Below are 15,939 nucleotides of genomic sequence, written 5' to 3'. Positions count from 1 at the left end.
GTATAATTACCAAAAATAGGAAATTGTGAGCACCGAATTCGGGATGTATTTTCAAATGGGCTGGCAGCATATTATTGCCTGGGATGGCTACGATCATATCCTGTTTATCATGGCCTTATCCGCTGTTTATATGCTCCAGGACTGGAGAAAAGTGCTGGTACTTGTCACAGCTTTTACCATCGGTCACGCAATCACACTGGCTTTAAGTGTCGCAAACGTCGTATATATCCGCAGCAGCCTGATAGAGCTGCTTATACCAATCACTATCTGGGTGACCGCTCTTTTCAACATGTTTAAAAGGGAGCTGTCGCCACAAAAGGTTCAACTGAACTATTTGTTCGCATTGTTTTTTGGCCTCGTTCATGGCATGGCCTTTTCCGCCTACCTGAAAAGCCTGATCGGTACACAGGCAAACATCCTTGAACCCTTGCTGGCCTTCAACCTGGGGTTGGAAGTAGGGCAGATGATGGTCGTGGCAGGAGTATTATTACTGGCCGGTATTATCGTAAATGTTACAGGTGTAAAGCGCAGAGACTGGAATATATACCTCTCTGCAGCCATCTTTGGTGTGGCCGTCCTGATAACTATTGAAAGATGTAAAGAATTTATAATAAAATAGACAGGGACAACCAACTGTCAGTAGATTTCTTATGAGAAAAAAAGCAATCAAATTGGCTCTGGCGGCCTGTTGTATCACAGCCGGGGCCAGCGCGCAATCCTTACCACCTACCGGCTCTAACCATGGCAACAAGTTTGAGCAATTAGGTACCATCCTCCAGTCGCCTAACGAATACCGTTCTGCATCCGGCGCACCAGGACCTAAGTATTGGCAACAAAGAGCCGATTACGACATCTCCGCTACCCTGGACGATGACAAACAAAAGCTGACCGGGAAGGAGACCGTTACCTACTACAACAACTCTCCCGATCCGCTGACGTACATCTGGTTACAACTGGATGAAAATGAGCACAATCCCAAAAGCGATAACAACAGCTTTGACGGTAGTGCCATTAAGAGCAGAATGACGATGCGGGATGTAAACCAGATACTCGGCCCACGCCCTGGTTTCGGTACCAACATCGTAAAGATCACTGACGAAAACGGGAAGGATATTCCGTACACCATTAACCAGACCATGCTGCGTATGGACCTGCCACAAACGCTGCAACCAGGCCAGAAGTTCCGGTTCCGGGTGGAGTGGTGGTACAACATCTCTGATCGTATGATCGAAGGTGGTCGTGGTGGATACGAGTATTTCCCGGAAGATAAAAACTATCTCTACACCATTACCCAATGGTACCCCCGCCTGGCAGTGTATTCTGACTTCCAGGGCTGGCAGAACCACCAGTTCACCGGTCGTGGTGAGTTCGCACTCACATTCGGCAACTTCCATGTAAGCATGAATGTACCGGCTGACCACATTGTAGGTGCTACCGGCGAATGCCAGAACTATAAAGAAGTGCTGACAGGTGCTCAATACCAGCGCTGGCAACAGGCACAGAGTGCCAAAGAACCGCTGGAAATTGTGACGCCTGATGAGATGAAGAATAACATGGCCAGTCATGCCACATCCCGTAAAACATGGGTATACAATGCAGAAAACGTACGTGATTTTGCACTGGTATCTTCCCGCAGACTGGTATGGGATGCAATGGCAACGAATGTAGAAGGTAAGAAAGTAATGGCCATGTCTTACTATGGTCCGGAAGCATACCCGCTGTGGAAACGTTACTCTACCAAGGTAGTAGCAAACACCCTGAGAGTGTATTCCAAACATACCATTCCTTACCCTTACCCTGTAGCGATTTCAGTAGAAGCCGCCAATGGTATGGAATACCCGATGATCTGCTTTAACTATGGCCGTACCGAAAAAGACGGTACCTATTCAGAAGCAGTGAAGAATGGTATGATCGGTGTGATTACCCACGAAGTAGGGCACAACTTCTTCCCCATGATTGTAAACTCTGACGAAAGACAGTGGACGTGGATGGATGAAGGGCTGAATACTTTCTGCCAGTTCTTAGCAGAGCAGGAGTGGGATAACAACTTCCCTTCCAACCGTGGTCCTGCCTACAAGATTGCAGATTACATGCGCATGCCCAAAGATCAGCTGGAGCCTATCATGACCAACTCTGAAAACATTGAGCAATTCGGTCCGAATGCCTATGCAAAACCATCTACCGCGCTGAACATCCTGCGTGAAACGGTGATGGGTCGTGAACTGTTTGACTTCGCGTTCCGTGAATATGCACGTCGCTGGGCATTTAAGCATCCTACACCTGCTGACTTTTTCCGTACCATGGAAGACGCTTCTGCAGTAGACCTGGATTGGTTTTGGAGAGGATGGTTCTATGGTATTGAGCCGGTGGATATCTCTATCGATAGTGTGAAGATGTTCCGTTTGGATACAAAAGAACCACAGGTAACAAAGGCAGAAGCGAAAGCAGCATATGATCGCAATGCAGACCATATTTCCCGTGCACGCAACAAAGCTGAGGGCATGAAATTCGCGGCTGAACAGGATACAGCATTGCAGGATTTCTATTATAAATGGAATCGCTTTAATGTAAGTGAAGAAGATAAGCAGGCCTATGGTAATTATTATGCAAACCTGAGCCCTGAAGAGAAGAGGTTGTATGACAGTAAGAAGAATTTCTACCAGGTATCATTCACCAACGTAGGCGGACTGGTAATGCCACTGATTATTGAGTGGACATATGCAGATGGTACGAAAGAAACAGATCGTATTTCAGCATATATCTGGCGCCATGATGAGAATCACGTGACCAAAGTGTTTGCGAAAGATAAGGAAGTGGTAGCTATTAAACTGGATCCATTGCGAGAAACAGGTGATATAGACGAAGCGAATAACAGCTGGCCAAGGGCACTGACTCCTACCAGGTTTGAATTGTTCCGCAGTGAGCAGGCTGTAAGAGGTACCTCCACAGGTGGTAACCCTATGCAGCAACAGCATAAATAATAGCCGATCCCTTTTAAAAAAAATCGCTTTTGCCGAAGGCAAAAGCGATTTTTTTTGTTTAACCCAAACAGAAAAAGTAACCTCATTTATAAATACTTAACAATTAGTTAAGGTATACTAAACAAATTGTTAAAACTCCTTTTAGATATTTGCACCCATTATTGGGATTGTAGTAGCTAGCCGTCAAAAGAACTCTAAATCAATTAAATCGCTTTATAGTAGTAATTCTCATCAACTAAAAAACAGTTATGCCAAAAAGATGTAACGCATTCGCAGGGATGTTAATGGTAATGCTATTGTTGCCTTTTTCCTCCTTTGCGCAAAAACTAATCACCGGCCATATCCTGGCTAAATCAGATCAGACGCCCATCCCCAGTGCGACTGTGATTGTAAAAGGCACAAAAAACGGAACAGTAACCAGCGTAGATGGTAGCTTTGCTATCAAAGCTGAAAAAGGAAATATATTGGCTATTTCTGGCCTCGGTATCACACCTTTGGAATTTACTATAAATGGTGAGGACATCACCATCCTTGTAGATGCCAGCACCAAAGACCTCAATGAAGTGGTGGTGACCGCGACCGGGGTAAAGAAAGAGGTAAAACGCCTTGGATACGCTATCCAGGACGTAAAAGCCAATGACCTGACCCAGGCCCGTGAACCCAGTGTACTCAACTCCCTGAAAGGAAACGTAGCTGGTCTCTCTATCAATATCACCCCTGAAATCGGTCACTCTCCCGGTGTCATTATGCGCGGTGACGGCAACCCTATGTATGTGGTAGATGGTGTTCCATTGAGCTCTGATACTTACAACATCAACCCGGATGATATTGAAAGCTTTACCGTGCTGAAAGGCCCAAGTGCAGCAGCATTGTATGGTTTCAGAGGTAAGAATGGGGTGATTATCATCAACACTAAAAAAGGCACTAAAAATAAACGTGGCTATTCCATTGACGTGAACAACAGTACCCAATGGAATGGCGGCTTCATAGCACTCCCTAAATACCAGGATGACTATGGCGCTGGTGAATATGGTAAATATGCATTTGGCGATGGTAAGGGTGGTGGTGTAAACGACTATGACTACGACATCTGGGGCCCTAAGCTGGATGGCCGTATGCTGCCACAGTACGATGGTGAATACGATGCTAATACTACTTATACTACTAAATTCGAAGACGGTACCACCTTTAATGGTCATATCAAACCAACAGCCTGGACCGCCCGGGGTAAAAATAACCTGAAACGCTTTTTGCAAACAGGTATCCTGAACAGCACCAGCGTAGCACTCAGCTCCTCTACTGACAAAGCTGACCTCCGTTTCTCTATGGGCAACAGCTACCAGAAAGGTATTGTTCCCAATACACAATTGAACAACTTCAACGCTTCGGCCAGCATTGGTTATAAATTTACCAAGCGTTTCTCTATCAGTACATATATTAACTATAGCCGCCAGTCAACTCCAAATATCCCGGATGTAAACTATGGTCCAAACAGTATCATCTACAATATGATCCTGTGGGGTGGTGCTGACTGGAGTGTAGATGATATGCGCGACTACTGGCAGCCAGGCAAAGTAGGAGTTCAGCAAAAGTATGCTGAATACTACCGTTACAACAACCCCTGGTTCATGAGCTACGAGTGGCTGAGAGGTCACTATGTAAACAATGTAAGCGGTTATGCTGCTTTGAATTATAATGTGAATAATAATATCGACCTCACTTTACGTCCCAGCTTAACTACCTACAACTTTACCAATACAGAGAAACTGCCTTATTCTGCCACAGTATACGACAGACCTGAGCACAAAGGAGACTACCGTGTAGACAACCGCTCTCTCTTCGAATCGAACGTCGAGTTCCAGGCTAAATACCACAAAAACTCCATCCTTGGTTTCCTCGATGTACAGGGTATGTTGGGTGGTAACGCCAGAAACTTCCGTTTCAATTCAGAGTATACCACCACCAATTACCTGAACGTACCAGGTGTGTATGCTTTCTCTAACTCACTCAACTCTGTACAGGCATCTTCTTACAATGCTGAAATGCTGGTACTGAGCGGTTATTATTCCCTGGATCTGGGTTATAAATCTTATGTAACTGCCAATATCACCGGTCGTTTCGATAAGTCTTCCACACTGCCGGCTGAAAACAATACCTATTTCTATCCTTCCTTCAACCTGGCTACTGTGATCTCTGACTATGTGAAATTGCCAAAGGTTATCTCCTTCCTGAAAGTACGTGGTTCATTTGCCAGCAGCAAGTCAGGTGGTACTGATACTTACTTTGCACCAAATGTATCTAACCTGGTAAGTGGTGGTTATGGATATACTTACTATTCTCCATACGACGGTCCGGGATACGATTTCTCCCAGACTTATACCCTGCAGCCTTATTATAGCAATCAAAACAGTGCGTCCTATACCAATACACTGGTGGGTAACAATATCAGAACTGCTGAAAGAAAAGCTTACGAGGCAGGTCTGGATGTACGTTTCCTCGAGAACAGGCTGAGCCTGGATGTAACCCGCTATCGTTACAGAGATGACCTGATTTATACAGCAGATGTATCTGAATCAACCGGTTATTCAAAGTTGATCAAGAACCAGGGTAAGACACAGAATGACGGTTGGGAAATAACCCTGGGTGGTTCCCCGATCCGTAACAAAAATGGCCTGAACTGGGATGTGAATGTAAACTGGTTCAAATTCGTAAGAAAATGGGTAGATAACCCAAGTGGTGACAACTGGTTGCATAGTGGTACCCGTACCGACCTGGTATACGACAATGCATTTGTACGTACATCTGGCGGCCAGTTAGTCATTGACCAGTCTTCAGGTTTGCTGCTGCGCTATTCTGACCTGGGTGTGAACGCCAAGAAAGTATATGGGCACTCAGATCCTGACTGGCAATGGGGTATCACCAATACCTTCAGTTATAAGAACTTCTCCTTCCGCTTCAGATTCGATGGTATGGTAGGTGGTGTGGTACACGACTATGTACGTCAGAAATCTTTACAGGGTGGCCGTCATATCGAAAGCACACAGGGTAATTTTGGTAAAGCACGTCCTAACGATGCATTGGGTGCTGCTGGTTTCTCTTACGTAGGTGAAGGTGTAAACCTCACGGGTGGTACCATTCAGCTGGATCCAATCACTGGCAGGATCGTCAACGAAAAAGAACTGACAATATCTAAGAATGCTACCAAAACTTCTGTACAGCAGTATGTAACCAGGATGGCTTCTATCAATGACCTGGACAATATCAAGAAGACATATGCCAAGTTGAGAGAAGTAACGCTGACTTACCGTTTGCCTTCCAACCTCTTTGGCAGCCATGCGGTATTCCAGAACGCATCAGTGTCTTTTGTAGGTCGCAACCTGTTGTATTTCTTCCCCAACCGCTACAAGGATATGGACGTAGACCAATACACACAGGATAGTGGTTCTGGCCTGCAAACGCCTACTACACGCAGCTATGGTGTGAACCTGAATATCACTTTTTAATACCCGAACACAATGAGAAGATATCAACATATATTAATCATCGCATTGAGTTGTCTGATCATGACAGCTTGTAATAAAAAAATTGAAGAACTACAGGCGAATCCAAATCAGCCGGGTAGTGTAACAGCAGAGTTACTGCTGGGCGCTATACTGACAGATATGTCGGGTACGCAGGACAACGGTTCGCTGGAGGGTTATGGAGCATGGGGTGCTGTACAACGCTGGAACCAGTACTATTGCCGCAACTATGAATATTATGGTGATAACCAGTATGGTTGGGCAAGCGGTAGCTTTGACAGCTATATCGTACTGAAAAACGTAGTACAGATGGAGAAAGAAGCAGCCAGCCGTGGTGCGGATTCTATCAATCCCTATGAGTCAATTGGTAAATTTGTACGTGCTTATTACTACTACAATATGACCTCCATGATGGGTGATATTCCTTTGGACGGGGCACTGCAGGGGACAGACAACCTGACTCCGGCTTATGCATCGCAGAAAGATGTATTCAAATTTGTATTGAATACACTCGATACTGTGAATAACCACCTGACCCAGCTGATCAATGATGGTGATAATACCATCTCCAATTCTACACAGGATATCTATTATGGCGGTGACCTCACCAAATGGCGTAAGCTGGTGAATACCTTCAAGCTGCGCGTGCTGCTCAGCCTGAGTAATAAAGCGACGGACAATGAGTTGAATATCGTTGCTCAATTTGCTACTATCATCAACAACCCTTCTACTTATCCAATTTTCACCACGGTAGATGATGATTTCAAATTCACATATGTAGAAACCTATAACGTTTATCCACAGAGTCCTAACAACTTCGGATCTGATGCACAGCGTTACAACATGGCAAATACATATGTGCATAACCTGACTAATCTGAATGATGCACGCGTGTTCATCACCTGTGAACCGGCCTGGAATATCATAGCTACAAAAGGTTACAGCGCAGTAGATTATCGTTCATTTGTAGGTGCCAGCACCGGTGAATCTATTGCTACCATGTATTCTGATGCGATCGCAGGTAACATTTCCCTGATCAATCGTAAGCGTTATTATGATACTTATACCGGTGAGCCGGATGTATTGGTAGGTTACAAAGAGATGTGTTTCAACATCGCAGAGGCGATTAACAGAGGCTGGATCGGTGGTGATGCAGAGACCTGGTACAATACCGGTATCACTGAGTCATTTAAGTTCTATGGTATCACTGCTTCACAAACCAGTTATACAGCTTATTTCCTGAAGTTTGGTAGTTCGCTGGGTGATTATACTACTTATCCCTTTACATTCGATTTAAGCACCTATTTAGCCCAGTCTTCAGTGAAGTATGCTGGTGCTGATGAAGGACTGAAACAGATCCTGACACAGAAATACCTGGCTATGTTCCAGAATTCTGGTTGGGAGGCTTATTTTAACTATCGCAGAACAGGAGTACCTGTTTTTGATGAAGGCACTGGTATCGGGAATAATGGAATGATTCCGAAAAGATGGGGGTACCCAAGTACTGAGCAGAACCTGAATGGAGCGAACTGGAAAGCAGCTTTAAACAATCAGGGATTGGGCAGTGATGATATCAATGGATCAATGTGGTTGTTAAAATAATTTCATATCCCGCCACCCCGGTGGCGGGCGGATATAAGATATAAATAAACAAAAGCCGGACCTGAACAGGTCCGGCTTGTTATTGCTGCTTTTTATAGCGGTATAGATGGCTATACAAAATTTATTTATCCCACCACACTTTCGTCATCAACGAATTACTTCCCTGCCTTCCAATCGCCTCCTGGTAATTCGCTGCATTGCTCGCTGCCTCTGAAGCCGGGTACAACATCCTCCTCGGAATCTGCCCACCAGTTGCATTCCCCACATAGTTCACCGGCGTTAATTCCGGGTATCCACTCCGCCTCCAGTTCGCCCATGCCTCGTACCAATCCAGCAGACTCGCAGCCCAATACTGTGTATTAATTTGGTTGTAACCATCAGCATCATCATAAGGATGTGCTGTCAGGTAAGTCTGAATAGTGGTACTGCTGATGGCCGCTGACGCATCGTACTGCGCCAGCTGACCCATTGCAGCGCTCACCCCGTTGGCATAATGTGTCGCGGCATTTGCTCCCACATTCCAGCCTCTTTTGGCGGCTTCTGCCAACAGCAGTTCTACCTGTGCATAAGTAATTAAAAAAGTAGGTCCGTCCAGTTTCAGAAACACGTTCTTGTTCAGTACAGAATATTTTTTCAGATCACCGGGATAATTGGGCGCCTTCGTAATATCGGTGGCACTTGATTCTCCATTGGTATCAAATCCATTCGGCATACCCAGCTGATCTGCCGCTGCTGTACTACCTGTAGCTGGCACTGTACCGATATAGGCCAGCCGTGGATCGTTTGTAGTTCTTAAAAAATCAACGAAAGTCTTTCCTAAACTAGCCTCACCTGCATTGCCAATCGCATTCCACTCACCAGACAGGATATTACTGTTCCTGTTCACAGTTGTTCTGCCCCCTGTTGCATCATGCAGGATATAAGCGTTCTCACTATTGTCGGCAATTACACCACCTGCATATGCCTTTTCTACTACCTGTTGTGCAGTGGCTGCATCTACTTTTGTGAGGCGCATCCCTATTCTCAGCATCAGTGAATAAGCCAGTTTCTTCCAGTTCTTCACCACTACCTCGGCAGTAGAGCTACCCCCTTTATTGTAAATGAGGTCGCCCTTTCCTGGAATGGCTTTCGTAGCATCCAAAGCTTTGGCCGCCGCATCCAGTTCATTTACCATATCGGTATAAATGTTCTGCTGGGCATCGTACTTAGGTGCATAGTTCTGATCACTATACCCTGCACCTGCTTCAGAATAAGGAATATCTCCGTACACATCTGTCAGGCGCTGAAAGATCAGTACCCTGGCAATACGTGCCATGTTGTACTGGTTTGAATAGTATTCATCATTTTTGGTGAGGCGTACCACATCCGCGATGTATTTTACCTGGTCAGTATATGCCTTATCAAACAGGGCATTGGACCAGGCATCATTTTGTATATACTTATCACCTGCATACCATGATACGTTTGACAACTGTTGCATCATCATCGCACAATAGATGATGTTCACACGCCAGGTATCGTAACTGTAATCACTGTTGCCTGTATATTCCAGCAGCGCACGGGTAAAGTTGTACTCAGGCACACCGCTGTTCTCGCTGGATTTATTTTTATCTGTATTAATGCTTTCAAAATCTTTGGTACAAGCTGGCAACAGCATGATAGCAGAAAATGAAAAAGCAATTATCTTTCTATATATGGCATTCATTGCAGCAGGTTTTAGAATTTAACATTCAGGTTAACGCCAAAGGATTTGCTTGTAGGCAGACCGGCATATTCAAGACCCTGTGCATTACTATTGCTATAGTTGGATTCAGGGTCAATGTTAGGTGTAGACTTCTTGAAGTAGAACAGGTTGCGTCCTACCAGCGATACGCTCAGGCCATGCAGCTTGTTGTGCAGGGCTGCACTGCTAAAGTCGTACGTGAGACTTACAGAACGGAACTTGATGAAGTCTGTCTTATACACATGCAGGGCAGAGATAGTGGCCAGCTGGCTGTAATAGGTCTGTGCACTGATGTTGGTTGTCACCGGTGCACCTGCATCATTTACACCTGTCACAGAAATGCCTGTTTCACGGCCGGGCAGCGTTTCTTTTTGCAGCCCATATCCGTAAGCATTCGCATTGGTACCTGAGTAAATATGGCCGCCTGATTTGAAGTCGATGAGGAAGGAGAGATGGAATTGTTTATAAGCAAAGTCATTGCTCCAGCCTCCGCTCAAAGGTGCTACACCCGTGCCTGCACTTACCAGTGCATCTGTACGTTGAGGCAGACCGGAAGCATTTACCACCAGGTTACCTTTGGCATCTTTCTTATAATCGTACACCATGATCTGCGCATACGGCTTACCTACCACATGTTCTATGAAGGCGGCCTGAGTCCTGGATTCTCCGTTTTCTACCACCATTTCAGTCTGACCCGGCGCCAGCTGGATGACCTTGTTTTTATTATTGGCAAGGTTCACGGTCGTGGTCCAGGTGAACACACCAGATTTTACAGGCGTGCCACCGATCATTACTTCAATACCCTGGTTCTGCAATTCGCCTACATTCACCAGCGCACTGGTATAGCCAGATCCTAACGATACGGTAGCAGTCACGATATCGTTCGTTGCTTTCTTGCTGTAGTAACTGAAGTCACCAAACACGCGGTTGTTGAACAGCTTGAACTCAGCACCCACTTCCAGTTCTTTTACTTTCAGTGGTTTCAGCGCTTTATTTGGAATTTTGTTATCAATGTCTCCGATCGGGGCACCGTTGATGGTGCTACCCAGTGTGCTGTAGTACAGCGCTGTTTTATACTCATCCGCATCGCCGCCTACCTGTGCAAAACCCGCACGGAGCTTACCGAAGCTGAGCCAGTTTGCTTTTACATTTTCAGAGAAAACATAAGAGATGGTAGCAGACGGATAATTGTAGGAGTTGTTTGCCATAGGCAGGGTACTGCTCCAGTCATTACGATCTGTCAGGTTCAGGTAGAGAATGTTGCTGTAAGCCAGTTCCAGTGCACCATACACAGAGTGAACTTCTTTTTTGTATTCTATGATGGTGCTGTTTTTGGTACCTGCAGTAGATGGGTTGTATACAAATGGGAAAGCGAAGTTAGATGCAGTCACGTCGTTCACCTTATCAGTCTTTTGCAGAAGGTTGGCACCGGCATTCAGGTTCATGCTCAGTTTGGAGGTGATATTTTTATTCACACCAATCAGCACGTCTGCATTCATTTCATTGAACTGCCTGTTACGCTCCAGGTCTAAGCTACCCGCGGGGCGGTAAGCGGTACCAGTCGGCGTAATGGAGGTAGCATTGAAACTAAAGAAGTCATTTGCCACACGACCCTGGATGTATAACCAGGAAGTAGGCGCATAGCGCAGACTGGTCATACCAATCACGCGGTCCTTCTTCGTATTGTTGATAAATCGGTATGCTGCAAAGTAGGGATTGGTACTGAACAGGTCACTGCTAAATACGGTTTCATTGCCCTGCGCATCATAGCCTGGTGCAAGGTAAGACGCCTTCACATTGGCCGGCAGGAAGGCAATGGCATAGTTACCATTACCGGGAGCGTCACTCAGGTTAGAGCGGTTGTTGGTCACTTCCTTGGCGTATGTGATGTTGGTCTGCCCGCTCCATTTGTCAGACATTTTGTAATTGAGATCCAGGTTCACGTTGTCGCGGATGTACTGCGTATTCGGGTAAATACCGTTGCTACGCAGGTCTCCGAGTGCTACGCGATAAGTGGTTTTATCATTACCACCTGCTACAGAAATGGTGTTGCTGAGCGTATTCCCTGTTTTATAGAAATCTTTTAAATGGTTACCTTGTTTGGAGTAGGGATGTGTCTGTCCGTCGAAGAGGGTCACCGCGGAGCCATCCAGTTTGGTGCCCCAGCTGGAAAGACCACTGTTCAGGGCTGAGGCTTTGTCTGTAGGGTGTGCACCCTGGATGCCCTGTCCGTATACTTCCTGGAAGTCGAGGAAGTCGTTGACTTTATCCACCGTAATGTTGCTGTTCAGTTCTACTGCCAGCTGACCGGCTTTACCTGATTTAGTGGTGATGAGTATCACCCCGTTTACACCACGCTGGCCATAGAGGGCAGAAGCAGCGGCGCCTTTCAGGATGGTCATATCTTCGATGTCATCAGGATTGATGCTGGAGATACCATCGCCCAGGTCAGCGCCTCCCCACATGGTAGCAGAACCGAGGTTTGCATTGTTCATGGGAATGCCATCTATTACATAGAGAGGCTGGTTGTTGCCACTCAAAGAAGAGTTACCCCTGATGGTCACTCGTGAAGAGCCACCGGGACCTGTGGAAGGAGGAGCGCTGTTTACCCCGGCTACACGACCTTCCAGTGCATTGGCCACGCTGATTTCGCGTGCCTTGGTCATATCTGCACCTTGTACTTTGGATACGGCATAACCCTGGCTACGGGCTTCCCTGCGTATGCCCAGTGCAGTTACCACCAGTTCGTTGAGACCTTTTACAGTTTCTTCCAGAACAATGTTGACGGTCGTTTCAGGACCTACTGTGATTTCCTTAGGGGTATAGCCAACGTAAGAAAATACCAGTACATCGCCTGTACCTGCAGCGATGCGGTAAGTTCCGCCGGCATCTGTTTTAGTACCCTTATTACTATTTTTGAGCGTTACGGTCACACCGGGCAAAGGGTTGCCCTGGGCATCGCGCACAATACCCGTAATGTCTCTTTGTTGCCTTGCAGCATAAGTTAAAAGAGAAGGAGCTGCAAACGCGGTTTGTATGCCATTTGCGAGCATGAGGCCCAGCACAATGCCTGCGGCACTGCATGCTTTTGCCAAACGTAGTGTACGTTTCATAGATACTGCCTTTAAAAATTGACCTAATGGATGTTGTTTCCCATAGGAATGCCAGTGGATGTAGTACATCCAAGCATTCCAGCGTAACTGTTAGTGAATTTTGATTGTCGACTTTAGATTCTGGTTGATAAGCAGTATGACATAATCTTTTCAGCTATGGGCCCGTGTAGCAGAAATGAAATGATGTGATACGGTGCGCCATTACGGACGCATTTCACCTATACCATTGTGATGCTTTACTAACATGTTCAATACGTGCTGCCCTGATTTGATTCCCCCTTAGTGTCTACAGGATTTTTTCAGGTGCATAATGAGGTGTCGTGCGGAAATTAAAATAGTACCATCGTAAGTGAAAAAAATATTTTCATCTGCCTTCGGTATGTGAAAAATTCAATTTGGCAGATGGCCTGCGGCCGGCTTTGCTGACGCAAATTAAGGTTTGTCCCACCACAATCTCGTGCCTCCATTATCCGCTCCCTTCAATGTCGCTACCGCCCTGTTCACTCCGGCCTGGTTCGTGGTGTATTCAAACTGTATAAAAGGGATCCGTCTTATAAATGTTTCCGTCGGTATCTTGCCACCACTATTATTCACCACAATGGGAAATAACTTAGGATACCCTGTGCGCCGGAATTCAGACCACGCTTCCTGCCCGTCAGGAAACATCGCAATCCATTTCTGTGTAATAATCCTTTCCAGCTTACAGGCAGTAGTTGCACCAGGGTCCCACTGAATGGTAATTTTACTTAAGCCGGAGTCAACATTATTCAATGCATTTTGAGGATCAACATACCGCCTGGGTACGTAAGTACTATTGTGGATATAATCATGATAAGCTGCTGTAATTCCATACTGCTGAAAGGAGAGATACACTCCCTGTTCATAATTATCTTGTACATCGCCAGCACCTTTCCATCCATACAACGCTGCTTCTGCCTTTAAAAAATAAGCCTCTGCAGCTGTCAGCAACTGAATGTGCGAAGGCAGCAAGGCCAGCTTTGAAAAGCCTGTATACATGTCTTTGCCCGGAATCGCGATCCCATTCCTGATGCCATGATAAACAGAATCGTTTGCATCTGTCGAAATAAAGTAAAATGGTAGCCGGGGATCATGATACCCGGTCAGGATAGATTCCATCGGTGCCCCCATCCGGATATCGTTCCATGAATTACAGATCACATTTACAGGGTGTGTGGCCGGACTGATATCAATGTTGAAATTATCTGCTACTGTGCTGATCAATCCATAAGGGTGGGAGAGGGCCGCTTCACCTTCCTCCTGTGCTTTCACAGGATCTACTTTCGAAATGCGGATGGCCAGCCGCAACCGCAATGTATTTGCCAGCTTTACCCATTTGGTATAATCCCCTTTATAAGACAGATCAAAGTCAGCGAACCGCCTCGTACCTGTACTATCTGCAAAATGGGTGAGTGTGGTAATCGCAGAATCCAGGTCATGAAAGAAAGCAGTATAAGCATCCTGCTGTGAATCATAATCAATACTATGGTCTTCATTGATCACAGCATAATGTGTATAAATTACCGGTCCATAAATATCACAGATGCGGTGCATGGCAACCACTTTCAACAGCTGCGCCCATGCATAAAAGTCCGTATACTTTCCCCGGGCATTGTCCATTACAAACTTACAATTAGGCATCACACTGCCATAGGCAGTCAGCCATGCATCGTCATTCCAGCTATCCAGCAGGTCGTATGTCATATTGTTCCTGTTGTCCTGAAAGGGATTGGGTGTCATCATGTATCCGGAGAACACGTCACCCATCAGGTTCTGCTGTAATTGTGCCACGCTCACATCGCTGCTGGACAATATATTCAGCATGGATTGTGTAAGCGGATCGCCCAGCAGTTTAAAATTTCCTTTCAGCTCATCGTCATACAGGTCATAAGGATTCGTGTTGATTTCTTCAAATTTACGTGTGCAGGCAGTCAGCAGCAAAACCACCATACACATCAGAATTGTGTTACGCATAGAATCATTTTAAAATGCAGCCTTCACGTGAATACCTATACTTCTTGTAGCCGATACCCCAAATACATCTATGCCCTGCAGGGAATTTCCACTGCTCATTGCCACTTCAGGGTCAAACGGTGCATTCAGTTTGAAGAAGCACAGGTTCTTTCCCAGCAATCCTATCTGCAGGCGGTTGATGTACTTGTTCTTAAGCGGTACTTCATAAGTCAATGACAATTCTCTCAATCTTATATTGGTAGCATTATACATATACATTTCCCCGATGCCGGCCCTGCCTCCAATGGTGGAGAAGTACTTGCGGGCATCGTATGGTACGGTGAGCGGCGTCCCATTTTCATACACGGCATTCAGGGTCACACCGCCGTTATCTCTCGCTTTTGCACTACGTTCACTTACGCCGTAATTGTCCAGCACAGAACTGGTCACACTCATCACGTCGCCACCAAAGCGGCCATCTATAAGGCAACTGAGCGTAAAGTGCCGGTACTCCACGGTATTACTCCACCCGGTGATCAATCGTGGATTAGGGTTGCCTACTTTTTTAAATACATTTCTCGTTACAAGATTTCCCTGTTCATCTATCACATACTGCCCTTTCTCGTTTTTATAGAGTTCCTTGTTAGTATAGATATCTCCCCAGCTACCACCTTCTTTGATGAAGGAACCATACATGTTGGTGTTGAAGTCAGTAAGAATATAGTAGTTGTCAGGCCCCGCGCCGGGAATGGTATTGCTGCTCAGCTGAACCACCTTGTTACAGTTTACGGTACAGTTGACAGTGGTAGACCAGCGCAGGCTACTATGTTGTACAGGTACAACGGTGAGAGTGGCTTCCACGCCTTTGTTCTGGATATTGCCAAGGTTCAGGTAGTAGTAGAGATACCCGGAGCCGGATGGTGCGCGCACCTCCATGTATTGTTGGTAATTATTGTTTTTATACCAGGTGAAGTCAAAGCTGATCCTGTCTTTCAGTAACCTTATTTCAGTACCTGCTTCCAGCGACC

7 protein-coding genes and 1 pseudogene are annotated in these 15,939 nt (G+C 45.9%); 4 read left to right on the top strand and 4 right to left on the bottom strand.

Annotation, left to right across the window (positions count from 1 at the left end):
• Positions 1-25: 25 nt before the first annotated feature.
• From ABDW16_RS10550 to ABDW16_RS10535, 4 genes are all read left to right on the top strand, one after another.
• The gene (locus ABDW16_RS10550; RefSeq protein WP_343669592.1) at positions 26-619 is read left to right on the top strand and encodes a HupE/UreJ family protein; all 594 of its coding nucleotides are present in this window, start codon (positions 26-28) and stop codon (positions 617-619) included.
• A gap of 31 nt (positions 620-650) precedes the next feature.
• Positions 651-2,981 carry a M1 family metallopeptidase gene (locus ABDW16_RS10545; protein WP_343669591.1) on the top strand — a complete coding sequence of 777 codons (2,331 nt, stop codon included), beginning with the start codon at positions 651-653 and terminating at the stop codon, positions 2,979-2,981.
• A 248-nt stretch (positions 2,982-3,229) separates the two neighbouring features.
• The gene (locus ABDW16_RS10540; protein WP_343669590.1) at positions 3,230-6,484 is read left to right on the top strand and encodes a SusC/RagA family TonB-linked outer membrane protein; all 3,255 of its coding nucleotides are present in this window, start codon (positions 3,230-3,232) and stop codon (positions 6,482-6,484) included.
• A gap of 12 nt (positions 6,485-6,496) precedes the next feature.
• Entirely contained in the window at positions 6,497-8,104 is a 1,608-nt protein-coding gene (locus tag ABDW16_RS10535; RefSeq protein ID WP_343669589.1) for a SusD/RagB family nutrient-binding outer membrane lipoprotein, read from the top strand.
• A 121-nt stretch (positions 8,105-8,225) separates the two neighbouring features.
• On the opposite strand, the gene ABDW16_RS10530 is transcribed toward ABDW16_RS10535, so the two are convergent.
• The 4 genes and pseudogenes from ABDW16_RS10530 to ABDW16_RS10515 all read right to left on the bottom strand — a co-directional run.
• Positions 8,226-9,809: a SusD/RagB family nutrient-binding outer membrane lipoprotein gene (locus tag ABDW16_RS10530; RefSeq protein ID WP_343669588.1), complete on the bottom strand. Its 1,584-nt coding sequence runs from the start codon at positions 9,807-9,809 to the stop codon at positions 8,226-8,228.
• 11 nt (positions 9,810-9,820) lie between these two features.
• Positions 9,821-12,940: a SusC/RagA family TonB-linked outer membrane protein gene (locus ABDW16_RS10525; protein ID WP_343669587.1), complete on the bottom strand. Its 3,120-nt coding sequence runs from the start codon at positions 12,938-12,940 to the stop codon at positions 9,821-9,823.
• Positions 12,941-13,372: 432 nt separating this feature from the next.
• Positions 13,373-14,932, bottom strand: a complete 1,560-nt coding sequence (locus tag ABDW16_RS10520; RefSeq protein WP_343669585.1) for a RagB/SusD family nutrient uptake outer membrane protein — start codon at positions 14,930-14,932, stop codon at positions 13,373-13,375.
• 9 nt (positions 14,933-14,941) lie between these two features.
• Positions 14,942-15,939, bottom strand: a pseudogene (locus tag ABDW16_RS10515) (SusC/RagA family TonB-linked outer membrane protein); the annotation flags it as partial.

Source organism: Chitinophaga sp. (assembly GCF_039596135.1).
In the GTDB taxonomy this organism is placed as follows: Bacteria; Bacteroidota; Bacteroidia; order Chitinophagales; family Chitinophagaceae; genus Chitinophaga.
Note: the sequence above shows the minus strand (reverse complement) of the source record. Positions and strands in the feature narration are given on the sequence as shown.